The organism is Klebsiella sp. CN_Kp100 (genome assembly GCF_040065315.1).
GTDB classification, from domain to species: Bacteria; Pseudomonadota; Gammaproteobacteria; order Enterobacterales; family Enterobacteriaceae; genus Klebsiella; species Klebsiella oxytoca.
The window spans coordinates 159,310-172,355 of the sequence record NZ_JBEAIJ010000059.1 but is presented as its reverse complement, the minus strand read 5'-3'; the positions used below and the strand labels follow the sequence as shown (position 1 = coordinate 172,355).

Genomic DNA, 13,046 nt, shown 5'->3' with positions numbered 1-13,046 from the left:
AGCCTGGCATAAGCACCGGGCTATCAACTAAGGAGAATGACATGGCGGTAACGCAAACGGCCCAGGCATGCGATCTGGTCATTTTCGGCGCGAAGGGTGACCTGGCGCGACGTAAATTGCTGCCTTCCCTGTATCAGCTTGAAAAAGCTGGCCAGATCCACCCTGATACCCGCATCATCGGCGTCGGGCGTGCCGACTGGGATAAAGACGCTTACACCAAGGTAGTGCGTGAAGCGATGGAAACCTTCATGAAGGAGAAAATTGATGAAGGTTTGTGGGAGACCCTGAGCGGGCGTCTGGATTTTTGTAACCTGGATGTCAACGATACCAAAGCGTTTACTCGTCTGGGCAAAATGCTCGATCAGAAAGAGCGGGTGACGATCAACTATTTCGCCATGCCGCCAAGTACCTTCGGCGCGATTTGTAAAGGCCTGGGCGAAGCGAAGCTGAACGCCAAGCCGGCCCGCGTGGTGATGGAAAAACCGCTGGGTACCTCGCTTGAAACGTCCCGCGAGATTAACGATCGGGTGGGCGAGTTCTTCGAGGAGTGCCAGGTCTATCGCATCGACCATTATCTGGGTAAAGAGACGGTGCTGAACCTGCTGGCGCTGCGCTTTGCTAACTCGCTGTTCGTCAATAACTGGGATAGCCGCACCATCGATCACGTTGAGATCACCGTAGCGGAAGAGGTAGGCATTGAAGGTCGCTGGGGCTACTTCGATCAGGCCGGGCAGATGCGCGACATGATCCAGAACCACCTGCTGCAGATCCTGTGCATGATCGCCATGTCCCCGCCGTCGGATCTGAGCGCCGACAGCATCCGCGATGAAAAAGTGAAGGTGCTGAAATCTCTGCGCCGCATCGACCGCACCAACGTGCGTGAAAAAACGGTGCGTGGTCAGTACACCGCCGGCTTCGCGCAGGGCAAAAAAGTGCCTGGCTACCTCGAAGAAGAGGGGGCGAATAAATCCAGCCATACGGAAACTTTCGTGGCCATCCGCGTCGATATCGACAACTGGCGCTGGGCGGGCGTACCGTTCTACCTGCGCACCGGTAAACGTCTGCCGACCAAGTGTTCTGAAGTTGTGGTGTACTTTAAAACGCCGGAACTCAACCTGTTCAAAGAGACCTGGCAAGAGCTGCCGCAGAATAAGCTGACCATTCGTCTGCAGCCGGATGAAGGGGTGGATATTCAGGTACTTAATAAAGTTCCTGGCCTTGACCATAAGCACAATCTGCAAATCACCAAGCTGGATCTGAGCTACTCAGAAACCTTTAATCAAACCCATCTGGCGGATGCCTATGAGCGTCTGCTGCTGGAGACCATGCGCGGTATCCAGGCGCTGTTCGTCCGTCGCGACGAAGTGGAAGAGGCGTGGAAGTGGGTCGATTCTATCACCGAAGCCTGGGCTGCCGATCGCGATTCGCCGAAACCTTATCAGGCGGGCACCTGGGGGCCGGTTGCCTCCGTGGCGATGATCACCCGCGATGGTCGTTCGTGGAATGAATTTGAGTAATCGGCAGCTCCTCCGTCAGGGTTATTTTACCGGTAACATGATCTGACGCAGCAAGTCGCGTAATTTTTAATCTTTTAAGCCCCGGAGGATTCACCCCCGGGGCTTTTTTTATTACACTGGCTGCAGATATTTTGCCCCTGAGCCCCAGTACTTGTGCCTTGAGTCCCAAAAAGTACCGCTAAAGCGCTGCGGCCGGACAGATGAAATTTGAGGAGCCTTTATGAATTCTGAAATGTTACGGGTAACAAATCGCATCATCGAACGTTCGCGCGCTACCCGCGAAGCCTACCTCGCGCGGATTAACCAGGCCAAAACTGACACCGTTCATCGCGCCCAGCTGGCATGCGGTAACCTGGCCCACGGTTTCGCCGCCTGCCAGGCGGATGACAAAGCCTCGTTGAAAAGCATGCTGCGCAATAACATCGCTATCATCACCTCCTACAACGATATGCTTTCCGCCCACCAGCCCTATGAGCGCTATCCGGAGATTATTCGCAAAGCGCTGCACTCCGCGAACGCGGTAGGCCAGGTCGCAGGGGGCGTTCCGGCGATGTGTGATGGCGTTACGCAGGGACAGGACGGAATGGAGCTGTCGCTGCTCAGCCGCGAAGTGATTGCCATGTCCGCGGCGATTGGTCTGTCGCACAACATGTTTGACGGCGCGCTCTATCTCGGGGTCTGCGATAAAATTGTTCCCGGCCTGGCGATGGCTGCGCTCTCCTTCGGCCATCTGCCGTCTATCTTTATTCCTTCCGGTCCGATGGCCAGTGGCCTGGCAAATAAAGAAAAAGTGCGCATTCGCCAGCTGTATGCGGAAGGCAAAGTGGATCGTATGGCGCTGCTGGAGTCCGAAGCTGCGTCTTACCATGCGCCTGGCACCTGCACCTTCTACGGCACCGCCAATACCAACCAGATGGTGGTTGAGTTTATGGGGATGCAGCTGCCCGGATCGTCATTCGTGCATCCCGATGCGCCGCTGCGCGAAGCGCTGACCGCCGCCGCCGCCCGCCAGGTGACTCGTCTGACCGGCAACGGTAATGAGTGGATGCCGCTGGGCAAAATGTTTGATGAAAAAGTGGTGGTTAACGGGATTGTCGCGCTGCTGGCAACCGGCGGCTCCACCAACCACACCATGCACCTGGTGGCCATGGCGCGGGCGGCGGGGATCATCATCAATTGGGATGATTTCTCCGATCTCTCTGACGTGGTGCCGCTGCTGGCGCGTCTCTACCCGAACGGCCCGGCGGATATTAACCACTTCCAGGCGGCTGGCGGGGTACCGGTGCTGGTTCGCGAACTGCTGAAAGGCGGACTGCTGCATGAAGATGTTCACACCGTGGCCGGCTTCGGCCTCTCTCGCTACACCCTGGAGCCCTGGCTTAATAACGGCGAACTTGACTGGCGCGAAGGGGCGACCGCTCCGCTGGACGAACAGGTTATCGCCACCTTTGACAAACCGTTCTCTCGCCACGGCGGCACCAAAGTCCTGAGCGGCAATCTCGGCCGCGCGGTGATGAAAACTTCCGCCGTGCCGGTTGAAAACCAGATTATAGAAGCCCCGGCGGTCGTCTTCGAGAGCCAGCATGATGTGCTGCCTGCCTTTGAAGCGGGCCTGCTCGACAAAGATTGCGTGGTTGTCGTCCGCCATCAGGGGCCAAAAGCGAACGGCATGCCAGAATTACATAAACTTATGCCGCCACTTGGTGTATTATTGGACCGCCGTTTCAAAATCGCGCTGGTGACCGATGGTCGACTCTCCGGCGCGTCAGGCAAAGTACCATCGGCAATCCACGTGACGCCTGAGGCGTACGATGGTGGCCTGCTGGCGAAGGTACGCGATGGCGATATCATCCGCGTCAATGGTCAGACGGGCGAGCTAACGCTGATGGTCGATGACGCTGAGCTGGCCGCGCGTCAGCCCCATATTCCTGACCTGAGCGGTTCGCGTGTGGGAACCGGCCGGGAAATGTTCGGTGCGCTGCGTGAGAAACTCTCCGGAGCTGAACAGGGCGCAACCTGCATCAATTTTTAAGACGATTCGATTTATAGATCTGGCGAGAGAAAATCTGATGAAAAACTGGAAAACAACTGCAGAAGCAATCCTCACCTCCGGCCCGGTTGTACCGGTAATCGTGGTGAAAAAGCTGGAACACGCTGTGCCAATGGCGAAAGCGCTGGTTGCAGGCGGCGTACGCGTACTGGAAGTCACCCTGCGTACCGAGTGTGCGATGGACGCTATCCGCGCAATCGCCAAAGAAGTCCCGGAAGCGATCGTCGGTGCCGGGACCGTCACCAACGTTGAGCAGTTGAAAGAAGTGACCGAAGCGGGCGCGCAGTTTGCTATCAGCCCGGGCCTGACCGAATCTCTGCTGAAAGCGGCGACCGGTGAAGGCACCATTCCGCTGATCCCGGGGATCAGCACCGTATCCGAGCTGATGCTGGGTATGCAGTATGGCCTGAAAGAGTTCAAATTCTTCCCGGCTGAAGCGAACGGCGGCGTGAAAGCGCTGCAGGCGATTGGTGGCCCGTTCGCGCACATTCGTTTCTGCCCGACTGGCGGCATCTCTCCGGCAAACTATCGCGATTATCTGGCGCTGAACAGCGTACTGTGCATCGGCGGTTCCTGGCTGGTTCCGGCGGATGCGCTGGAAGCCGGTGATTACGACCGTATCACCAAACTGGCTCGTGAAGCGGTAGAAGGCGCGAAGTAATCTTCGCGCGCTTACCCGAGGCCCGGTCTGCAGTCCATGCGACCGGGCTTTTTTTATCCTTCGACGACGACCGCTGAAGCCGCCGCTTTAGCCCGCGCAACCGCTTCTTCGACGTTATCGGCTATCGCCAGCGTTACGCCCAGGCGACGTGAGCCGTCAATTTCCGGCTTACCGAACAAACGCAGCTGCAGACCCGCGCCGACCGCTGCCTGGAGGTTGCTGAAGGTGACGTTCTGGCTGCTCATCTGCGGCAGAATGACCGCAGAGGCCGCCGGGCCGTACTGGCGAATCGCGCCAATCGGCAGGCCGAGAAAGGCGCGGACGTGCAGGGCGAACTCGGATAAATCCTGCGAAATCAGTGTGACCATACCGGTATCGTGCGGGCGCGGCGAGACTTCGCTAAAAATCACCTCATCGCCGCAGACGAATAGCTCAACGCCGAACAGGCCGTAACCGCCCAGCGCCAGCACCACCTGACGGGCGATGTCCTGCGCGCGTTCCTGCGCCAGCGCGCTCATCTGCTGCGGCTGCCAGGATTCACGATAGTCGCCATCTTCCTGGCGGTGGCCGACCGGCGCGCAGAAGTGCACGCCGTCCACGGCGCTGACGGTGAGAAGGGTAATTTCAAAATCAAAATTCACCACGCCTTCAACGATAACGCGACCGGCCCCGGCACGGCCGCCCTGCTGCGCATACTGCCAGGCCTCAGCCAGCTGTTCGTGGGTACGAATAAAGCTCTGGCCCTTTCCCGAGGAGCTCATTACCGGCTTGACGATGCACGGCAGTCCTGTCTCGGCGACGGCCTCGCGGAAGGCGGATTCGCTATCGGCAAAACGGTAGGCGGAGGTCGGCAGCTTCAGTTCCTCAGCGGCCAGGCGGCGGATCCCTTCACGGTTCATGGTGAGCTTCGCCGCGCGCGCGGTAGGGACGACTTTTTGCCCGGCCTGTTCCAGCGCCACCAGGGTATCGGTGGCGATGGCCTCGATTTCCGGCACGATAAAGTCAGGCTTTTCCTGCTCAATCAGCGCTTGTAAGGCTTCGCCGTGCAGCATATTAATGACGTGTGAGCGGTGCGCGACCTGCATGGCCGGCGCATCAGGGTAACGATCGACGGCGATGGTCTCAATTCCCAGGCGCTGGCATTCGATGGCCACTTCTTTACCCAGCTCGCCGGAACCTAACAGCATAACCTTTGTTGCCGCAGGGCGCAGCGCCGTACCTAATACAGTCATAACTCTCTTCCGCAGTAAAAAAACATGCGCCGCATTATAAACGAAAACGTTTGCGCATGTCTTTATGTGCATCATTTGAGTTCGCGGAAGAAATTTGATATACTGTATAAAAACACAGTGCTGAGAGGCTGCATCATGGCGGTTGAAATTAAATATGTAGTGATTCGTGAAGGTGAGGAAAAAATGTCTTTTGCCAGCAAAAAAGAGGCCGATGCTTACGACAAAATGCTCGATCTGGCGGAAGTACTGAACGACTGGCTGGTTGAGTGCCCGCTTACGCTCGATGAAGAGCAGCGCGATAGCATGGCGATGTGGCTTGCCGAGCGCAAAGACACCCTCAACCATATTCTGCGTTCCGGTAAGCTGCCGGAAGCTGAGGGCAGCGCCGATGCGCCAGCCGCGCGCGCAGAAGAAGCAGAAGAGGGTGACAAACCCGAAGAGGTCGTCGAATCGGCAGCCTCGGCACCGGCCAGGCCGCGCAAAGCGAAAGCCGCCTGAGCCATGCTGCCGCCGCCACTCGTTCTGGCGGTTGGCTCCCGCGCCGAGCGCCCGGCGCGACATTTGCTCATCTTTAGCTGACGATAACGTTTCCTGACGCCGCGTCGTTTAGGCTGGTGGTATCGCTTATCGCGCAACGAGGAAATGTATGGCTAACTGGCTTAATCAACTACAGTCTTTGCTGGGTCAGCAAGGGCAATCTTCTTCATCTGACGATCGGTCACGCGGCAAAGACTTCCTGCTGCCGGGCGCGCTTGGCGGCCTGGCCGGGCTGCTGGTTGCCAGCAAATCATCGCGCAAGCTGTTAGCCAAATACGGCACCGGTGCGCTGCTGGTCGGCGGCGGCGCGGTTGCAGGCAGCGTATTGTGGAATAAATATCAGCAGAAATTGCGTACCAGCGGGCAGCAGACATCGGCGGCGCCCACGCCCGCAACTGCGGCGTCCTCCGCGCCAGCCGAACTTGATGCCCGCAGCGAAAGGCTGATTATGGCGCTGGTCTTCGCTGCTAAAAGCGATGGGCATATTGACGAACGCGAGCGGGCAAATATTGAAGCGCAGCTGCGCGCGGCGAACGTTGACGTGCAGGGGCGGGTGTTAATTGACCAGGCGCTGGCGCAGCCCCTCGACCCGCAGAGCCTGGCGCAGGGCATCAGCAGCGAGCAAGAGGCGCTGGAAGTTTACTATATTAGCTGCGCGGCCATTGATATTGACCACTTTATGGAACGCAGCTATCTGAACGCCCTCGGCGAAGCGCTGAAGCTCCCGCAGGAAGTGCGTGAAGATATCGAACGGGATATCCAGGCGCAAAAACAGGCCGTAACGCTCTAAATCCGCACGTTTCGCTTGCATCGCTGGCGACTTTTGCCACCCTTATATATTGTGTAGTCACGTCACCCTTCAGGCTGCTGTGAAGCAGCCTGAAAATTTTAGTACTCAATACAAGCCGCAGAAGAATAAGCAGATGCCACCAAAAGCGAAACGGATCCCCCATGCCATGACATTACATGGCGACACGCGAATCGATAATTACTACTGGCTGCGCGATGACGATCGCGCACAGCCGGAAGTGCTTGATTATCTGCGCCAGGAAAATGAGTACGGTAAAAAAGTGATGTCTTCGCAAAGTAGCCTGCAGGACAGGGTACTCAAGGAGATTATCGACCGTATTCCGCAGCGCGAAGTGTCGGCCCCCTATAGCAAAAATGGCTATCGTTACCGTCAGGTCTATGAGCCTGGCTGCGAGTATGCGATTTATCAACGCCAGCCGGTCGTAAAAGAAGAGTGGGATGAATGGGAGGTCCTGCTTGACGGTAACCAGCGCGCGGCCGGCAGCGAATTTTACACCCTCGGGGGGTTAGGGGTTTCTCCTGACAACAACATGATGGCGGTGGCGGAAGACTATCTCTCCCGCCGGCAATATAGCCTGCGCTTCTACCCTTTAAACGACGGCGATGAATTTGCGGAAGTTCTTGAGAACGTCTCGCCTGATTTTGCCTGGAGTAATGATTCGCAGACCCTATGGTACGTGCGTAAGCATCCTACCACGCTGCTGCCGTATCAGGTCTGGCGCCATCGCCTGGGCACACCGGCCAGTGCGGATGTTCTGGTGTATGAAGAGCAGGACGATACATTTTACGTCAGCGTACACAAGACGACTTCCCAGCAGTTTGTGGTGATTTATCTGGCCAGCGCGACCACCAGCGAAGTGCTGCTGCTTAACGCGGAAATGACCGACGCCGAGCCGGTCTGTTTTCTACCGCGGCGCAAAGACCATGAATATAGCCTCGATCACTATCAGCACGCTTTTTATCTGCGATCCAACCGTGAAGGGAAAAACTTCGGCCTTTATCGCACTACCCTGCGCGATGAGCAGCAGTGGGAGACCCTGATCGCGCCGCGTCAGGAAGTGATGCTGGAAGGATTTACTCTGTTTACCGACTGGCTGGTTGTGGAAGAGCGCCAGCGGGGGCTGACCAGCCTGCGGCAGATCAATCGTAAAACAAGAGAGTCCCAGGGCATTGCCTTTGACGATCCGGCCTATGTGACCTGGCTTGCCTATAATCCAGAGCCGGAAACCGCTCGTCTGCGCTACGGCTACTCCTCCATGACGACGCCGGATACGCTATTTGAACTGGATATGAATACCGGCGAGCGGCGGGTACTGAAACAGCAGGAAGTCAAAGGGTTTGATGCCAGCCATTATCGCAGCGAGCATTTGTGGATTAAAGCCCGCGACGGCGTCGAAGTCCCGGTCTCGCTGGTCTACCGTCATGAACATTTCCGTAAAGGCGCCAGTCCACTGCTGGTGTACGGCTACGGCTCCTATGGCGCAAGCATGGATGCGGATTTCAGCGCCAGCCGCCTGAGCCTGCTCGACCGCGGTTTTGTGTTCGCTATCGCCCATATTCGCGGCGGCGGTGAACTGGGCCAGCAGTGGTATGAAGACGGAAAGTTTTTGTGCAAGAAGAACACCTTCAACGATTATCTCGACGTCTGCGATGCGCTGCTGGCGCAGGGCTATGGCGATCCGCGCTTTTGCTACGGCATGGGCGGCAGCGCCGGCGGCATGCTGATGGGCGTCGCGGTGAACCAGCGGCCTGAGCTCTTTCACGGCGTGGTGGCCCAGGTTCCCTTTGTCGATGTCCTCACCACCATGCTCGATGAGTCGATTCCGCTAACCACCGGTGAGTTTGAGGAGTGGGGGAATCCGCAGGATGAAGAGTATTACCGCTATATGAAAAGCTACAGCCCGTACGACGGCGTGCAGGCTCAGGCGTATCCGCATCTGCTGGTTACCACGGGCCTGCATGATTCGCAGGTTCAATACTGGGAGCCGGCAAAATGGGTGGCAAAACTGCGCGAGCTAAAAACGGATGATAACCTGCTGCTGCTCTGTACCGATATGGATTCCGGCCACGGCGGTAAATCCGGACGCTTCAAAAGCTATGAAGGCGTGGCGCTGGAGTTTGCGTTTCTGATTGGCCTGGCGCAGGGGACGCTGCCGGGCCAGGCGGAGGTATAGCGCCGGTTACTCCCCGAGATAGTGCTTCAGCGTCAGGCGCAGCTCGGGGCTCATGCGCTCCAGGTTATTGAACAGCCAGCGTAAATAGCCGGGATCGTTTTTCGCAACCTCGGAAACCGGCTTGCCGCGATATTTGCCGAAGGTGAAGGTGGATAGTAGCGCCGGGCGGCCGGTAATGGTCGCCATTTCCTCAGGCGTCCAGCCGGAGGTGTTGATAATATCGAGCAGCAGGGCGGCGGTGATATAGCAATCATAAAGCGCCCGGTGATGATGCAGTCCCGGTGGTGTCGTAACGCTGAGCTTGCGCGACTTATATAGCCCCATATTGCTGTACTTGATGCCTGGCCACAGGCGGCGCGCCAGCTTCATCGTGCAGATCCACTCGCCCTGCATCTCTGGCAACACCCGACGGTCAAAGCTGGCGTTATGGGCGACATACCACGGACTGCCCATATACAGCGGCACAATCTCCTCGATCCACGGCTTATCGGCGACCATCTCTTCGGTGATACGGTGAATCGCCATCGCCTGCGGGCTGATGGGGCGGTCGGGGCGAACCAGATGGCTCATGGGATTGGTAATTTGTCCGTCGACAATATCAACCGAGGCGATTTCAACAATGCCTCCCTGCAATCCGCAGGTTTCTGTATCGATTACGCGCAGCATGGCTCGCTCCAGGCCAAAGAAACCAGCGTAATGCAACACGCGGGTCTTGCCAACTCGGATGTCCGCAGGGGACGGGAATTATTTCTGTTTCGGTTCATAGGGCAGGCGAGAGAGCGAAACGGAGGCCAGTCGATGGGCAATCAGACGTTCGCGAAACCAGCCGCGCAGATGTTCGGGCTGTTCTCTTTCGACTAAATCGGCAACCACCGGCATATTGTAGCGTTCTTTAAACGCAACGCCCGCCGCGGCGAGATCGACATTCACTTTGTCCATCTCCTCCTGGGATAGTTTAGCCAGGTTCTTTTCCATCGGTTTCTCCTCTGATAACGCCGCAAAAAGTACTAAGCACGCGGCAAAAAGGCAAGTCTCAGACGCTTAGCTCGACTGCGCCATTATACAGGGTTATTCTCTGTGCTACATACATAACAAAAAGGAATGACAACTATGCCAATCATCGCCGGACGCGCGCTGCGTCTGTCTCTGTTTCTCGCCGGTTGCCTCAGCGCAGCAGGCGCATTCGCCCACGCCCATTTGCAACAGCAGCTTCCGGCCGACGGCGCGGTGGTGGCGGCTTCACCCCAGGCGCTGACCCTCAACTTCTCTGAAGGCATCGAAACGCAGTTTAGCGGCGTGACCCTCACCGGGCCGCAGCAGAAGACCATCACCCTGGGTAAACCTGTCCGCAGCGACAGTAATAAGGCCGAGCTGACGGTACCGGTTGAGCAGGCGCTGACGCCGGGCGAATATACCGTTGACTGGCACGTGGTCTCCGTTGATGGCCATAAGACGAAAGGACAATACACCTTTACCGTGAAGTAAGCCGATGCTGAGTGGAGTCTATGTCAGCTTACGCTTTATCCATTTTATCTCGCTGATCGTCGCTTTCGGCTGTGTCCTCTATGGGACATGGTGGGCGCCGGTAACCTTGCGCCGCTTAATGATGCAGCGTTTCTACCCGCTAATGCGCCATTTATTGCTGGCGAGCGCGCTGTCGGCGCTGCTGATGCTGATGGCGCAGGGTGGGCTGATGGGCAGCGGCTGGCCGGACGTCTGGCAGCCGGCTATCTGGCAGGCGGTTGCCGGAACGCAGTTCGGTAGCGTGTGGATATGGCAGATTTTACTCGCCCTTGTGGCGCTGGCGGTGGTCTGGCTGAAGCCCCGACGATCGGGACGTTTGCTGCTGGTCCTGTTTTGCGCACAGCTGCTGCTGTTGGCCGGCGTCGGTCATGCCGCGATGAACGACGGCTGGCTGGGGATAGTGCAGCGGACCAACCATGCTATTCATCTGTTTTGTGTTGCCAGCTGGGTTGGCGGTCTGCTGCCGTTTATCTACTGTCTTCGCCTGGCGCACGGTCGCTGGCGGCAGGCGGCGATTGCCACCATGATGCGTTTTTCACGCTACGGGCATCTGGCGGTTGCTGGCGCTATTGCCAGCGGCGCAGTGAATGCGCTGTTGATCCAGGGCGGGCTCATCAGCGCCTCGCCCTGGGGGCGTATGCTGTTGCTCAAATGTGCGCTGGTGGCGGCAATGGTGGTAATTGCGCTGGTGAACCGGTATGTTCTGGTGCCACGCATGTCGGCAGGCGGAACGCGAGCGGAGCAGCTTATCGTGCGGACCACGCAGATAGAAATTGCGCTGGGGGCGCTGGCGCTGTTTGCCGTCAGCCTGTTTGCCACCTGGGAACCTTTCTGAATAAACTGGTTAAATCATGAAAAAAATCGTTCTGACAATGTTGTTATTGGCAAGTTCTGGCGCTGCGCTGGCGGCGCCGCAGGTGATTACCGTGAGCCGCTTTGAAGTGGGTAAGGAGAGCTGGGCGTTTAATCGGGAAGAGGTGATGCTGACCTGCCGTCCGGGCAACGCGCTGTTTGCCATCAATCCGAGCACGCTGGTGCAGTACCCGTTAAACGACATCGCCGAGCAGCAGATGAAAGACGGTAAGACCAACGCGCAGCCGATTTCTGTGATCCAGATTGACGATCCGCAGCAGCCGGGACAAAAAATGAGCCTTGCGCCATTTATTGAGCGCGCGCAGAAACTCTGCTGATCGATATTTTCATCCTACTGTTTTTACATAAAAATAACCGCCATCTCCCCATTCCGGGAGCGGCGGTTTTTTGTAGGCATACGCAATCCTGAGAGGAATTATTGGTTCCCTTTTGTCACGGACTGGAAAACCTGACACGGTAAACTATTCTTATAAGGCAAGGCGACTTAGCCTGCATTAATGCCAACTTTTAGCGCACGGCTCTCTCCCAAGAGCCATTTCCCTGGACCGAATACAGGAATCGTGTTCGGTCTTTTTTTATCTTTTTTTCAGCAATCGCAGATTCCCTTCTAAAAACCCCAGCAGCTTTTTTCGGGGCTTTTTTCTTATACCACAACAATAATTTCCTAAACATTTCTTTTACAAAAAAATCGCCTGCTAACCTTTTAATAGCTCACCGTCACCAGGACGGTATCGCTGTAGGTTCCCGCAGGCTGGTTGCTCTGGTTCGGGTTAATCTTCAGGGTGTAGCTTGCAGATTGCGCGGCGCCGGAGCCGGTCACGCTGAGATTGTTATTTTCCGTCCAGGCGCTGCCGTTGGGCTGGTAAAATTGATACTGCAAAAAGGCAGTCGGTTGGTTAGCGATGGGCTGGCTCATCTGCCGCCAGTCGCCGACGCTGGCGTTAGTACTGGCGAGATTGACGGTGTAGGCCGCGTTTTTTGTGCAGCGAATGGCAAGCTGGCCGCTGTAGGAACTAAAACCGGACGGGAGGACGGCAGGGGCAAACTCGACGTCCGGCGCGCTGTCGATATAGCAAAAATTGGTCACCCTCACCGATACGTTGACCGTAGAGACCAGGGTGCCGTTATTCGGAATACATATCTTAATGCCCAGTAGATCGAGCCCGACGTAGCAAAAACGATACACCCAGGTAATGGTTAAGACATCGCTATAGGTTCCGGCGGGCACGTTGGCTCCCGGGGTGGTTCTGAAGTAGAGCGGCATGGTGCCATCGCTCGAGTTAAATAGCCCCAGCAGCTCAAGCAGCGTTGTCCTGGACCAGCTTATTACGCCGCCATCCTGATAGGCCGGCGAGCAGGATGCGTCAGAACAGATGCTGTAAGGGATGGCATCGCCGGCGCCGTTAAGCAGCCGGGGCACTCTGTTGCTCTGGTTAGCCGACGCCAGGGTAGCGCTTAGCGTGTTGGTCGAGTTCAGCGCCACCAGTTCCGGGGTGCAGTAAAACCCCGCGCCCGCCATCACGCCCTGAGGCGCGCTGTAGAGCGTAAAGGAATCGACAGGGCCGATCGCTGGCGCACTGGTTTTGATGCTGCAGGCGGCCAGCGCGTTGCTGGCTTGCCCAAGCGCTAAAAGCATCACGAATACCCGGATAATATTTTTCAATCTTA

13 protein-coding genes are annotated in these 13,046 nt (G+C 57.1%); 9 read left to right on the top strand and 4 right to left on the bottom strand.

What is annotated here, in order from left to right; translation table 11 throughout:
- The first annotated feature begins 41 nt into the window (after window positions 1–41).
- The 3 genes from zwf (at window position 42) to ABLV12_RS26660 (ending at window position 4,228) form a co-directional block, all read left to right on the top strand.
- Window positions 42–1,517, top strand: coding sequence for a glucose-6-phosphate dehydrogenase (gene zwf, locus ABLV12_RS26670; protein ID WP_004103371.1), 1,476 nt, complete (start codon window positions 42–44; stop codon window positions 1,515–1,517).
- 220 nt (window positions 1,518–1,737) lie between these two features.
- Window positions 1,738–3,549 (top strand): phosphogluconate dehydratase, encoded by a 1,812-nt coding sequence (gene edd / locus ABLV12_RS26665; protein ID WP_004103369.1) that lies wholly within the window; start codon window positions 1,738–1,740, stop codon window positions 3,547–3,549.
- A 37-nt stretch (window positions 3,550–3,586) separates the two neighbouring features.
- Window positions 3,587–4,228, top strand: a complete 642-nt coding sequence (locus tag ABLV12_RS26660) for a bifunctional 4-hydroxy-2-oxoglutarate aldolase/2-dehydro-3-deoxy-phosphogluconate aldolase (RefSeq protein ID WP_004103368.1) — start codon at window positions 3,587–3,589, stop codon at window positions 4,226–4,228.
- A 53-nt stretch (window positions 4,229–4,281) separates the two neighbouring features.
- On the opposite strand, the gene purT is transcribed toward ABLV12_RS26660, so the two are convergent.
- A complete protein-coding gene (gene purT, locus ABLV12_RS26655; RefSeq protein ID WP_004103366.1) occupies window positions 4,282–5,460 on the bottom strand; it encodes a formate-dependent phosphoribosylglycinamide formyltransferase in 1,179 nt (392 codons plus the stop codon).
- Window positions 5,461–5,595: 135 nt separating this feature from the next.
- Between purT and ABLV12_RS26650 the strand changes: the two genes are divergently transcribed.
- The 3 genes from ABLV12_RS26650 (at window position 5,596) to ptrB (ending at window position 8,981) form a co-directional block, all read left to right on the top strand.
- A complete protein-coding gene (locus ABLV12_RS26650; RefSeq protein WP_017145640.1) occupies window positions 5,596–5,958 on the top strand; it encodes a YebG family protein in 363 nt (120 codons plus the stop codon).
- A gap of 148 nt (window positions 5,959–6,106) precedes the next feature.
- A complete protein-coding gene (locus ABLV12_RS26645) occupies window positions 6,107–6,787 on the top strand; it encodes a DUF533 domain-containing protein (protein WP_064397732.1) in 681 nt (226 codons plus the stop codon).
- Between the two features lie 133 nt (window positions 6,788–6,920).
- Entirely contained in the window at window positions 6,921–8,981 is a 2,061-nt protein-coding gene (gene ptrB / locus ABLV12_RS26640) for an oligopeptidase B (RefSeq protein WP_016808307.1), read from the top strand.
- Between the two features lie 6 nt (window positions 8,982–8,987).
- On the opposite strand, the gene exoX is transcribed toward ptrB, so the two are convergent.
- The gene (gene exoX, locus ABLV12_RS26635) at window positions 8,988–9,647 is read right to left on the bottom strand and encodes an exodeoxyribonuclease X (protein ID WP_348867481.1); all 660 of its coding nucleotides are present in this window, start codon (window positions 9,645–9,647) and stop codon (window positions 8,988–8,990) included.
- A gap of 78 nt (window positions 9,648–9,725) precedes the next feature.
- Window positions 9,726–9,956: a DNA polymerase III subunit theta gene (locus tag ABLV12_RS26630; RefSeq protein ID WP_004103351.1), complete on the bottom strand. Its 231-nt coding sequence runs from the start codon at window positions 9,954–9,956 to the stop codon at window positions 9,726–9,728.
- A gap of 135 nt (window positions 9,957–10,091) precedes the next feature.
- Here ABLV12_RS26630 and yobA point away from each other — a divergent pair, with 135 nt between their 5' ends.
- Genes yobA through ABLV12_RS26615 form a run of 3 tightly spaced genes read left to right on the top strand, consistent with a single transcriptional unit; the run spans window position 10,092 to window position 11,695 of the window.
- Window positions 10,092–10,466 carry a CopC domain-containing protein YobA gene (yobA, locus tag ABLV12_RS26625; RefSeq protein WP_064397728.1) on the top strand — a complete coding sequence of 125 codons (375 nt, stop codon included), beginning with the start codon at window positions 10,092–10,094 and terminating at the stop codon, window positions 10,464–10,466.
- A gap of 4 nt (window positions 10,467–10,470) precedes the next feature.
- On the top strand, window positions 10,471–11,340 hold the full coding sequence (copD, locus tag ABLV12_RS26620) for a copper homeostasis membrane protein CopD (RefSeq protein WP_004103346.1): 870 nt from the start codon (window positions 10,471–10,473) through the stop codon (window positions 11,338–11,340).
- Between the two features lie 16 nt (window positions 11,341–11,356).
- Complete coding sequence (locus tag ABLV12_RS26615; RefSeq protein WP_004103344.1) at window positions 11,357–11,695, top strand: YebY family protein; 339 nt, start codon at window positions 11,357–11,359, stop codon at window positions 11,693–11,695.
- A gap of 386 nt (window positions 11,696–12,081) precedes the next feature.
- Here the strand turns inward: ABLV12_RS26615 and ABLV12_RS26610 are convergent, their stop codons facing one another.
- Window positions 12,082–13,041 carry a spore coat protein U domain-containing protein gene (locus tag ABLV12_RS26610; protein ID WP_064397726.1) on the bottom strand — a complete coding sequence of 320 codons (960 nt, stop codon included), beginning with the start codon at window positions 13,039–13,041 and terminating at the stop codon, window positions 12,082–12,084.
- Between the last annotated feature and the right edge of the window lie 5 nt (window positions 13,042–13,046).

Bases quoted from the DNA above. Each gene is read 5' to 3' on its own strand.
- zwf (WP_004103371.1), top strand. From the start codon at position 42: ATGGCGGTAACGCAAACGGCCCAGGCATGCGATCTGGTCATTTTCGGC.
- edd (WP_004103369.1), top strand. From the start codon at position 1,738: ATGAATTCTGAAATGTTACGGGTAACAAATCGCATCATCGAACGTTCG.
- ABLV12_RS26660 (WP_004103368.1), top strand. From the start codon at position 3,587: ATGAAAAACTGGAAAACAACTGCAGAAGCAATCCTCACCTCCGGCCCG.
- purT (WP_004103366.1), bottom strand. From the start codon at position 5,460: ATGACTGTATTAGGTACGGCGCTGCGCCCTGCGGCAACAAAGGTTATG.
- ABLV12_RS26650 (WP_017145640.1), top strand. From the start codon at position 5,596: ATGGCGGTTGAAATTAAATATGTAGTGATTCGTGAAGGTGAGGAAAAA.
- ABLV12_RS26645 (WP_064397732.1), top strand. From the start codon at position 6,107: ATGGCTAACTGGCTTAATCAACTACAGTCTTTGCTGGGTCAGCAAGGG.
- ptrB (WP_016808307.1), top strand. From the start codon at position 6,921: ATGCCACCAAAAGCGAAACGGATCCCCCATGCCATGACATTACATGGC.
- exoX (WP_348867481.1), bottom strand. From the start codon at position 9,647: ATGCTGCGCGTAATCGATACAGAAACCTGCGGATTGCAGGGAGGCATT.
- ABLV12_RS26630 (WP_004103351.1), bottom strand. From the start codon at position 9,956: ATGGAAAAGAACCTGGCTAAACTATCCCAGGAGGAGATGGACAAAGTG.
- yobA (WP_064397728.1), top strand. From the start codon at position 10,092: ATGCCAATCATCGCCGGACGCGCGCTGCGTCTGTCTCTGTTTCTCGCC.
- copD (WP_004103346.1), top strand. From the start codon at position 10,471: ATGCTGAGTGGAGTCTATGTCAGCTTACGCTTTATCCATTTTATCTCG.
- ABLV12_RS26615 (WP_004103344.1), top strand. From the start codon at position 11,357: ATGAAAAAAATCGTTCTGACAATGTTGTTATTGGCAAGTTCTGGCGCT.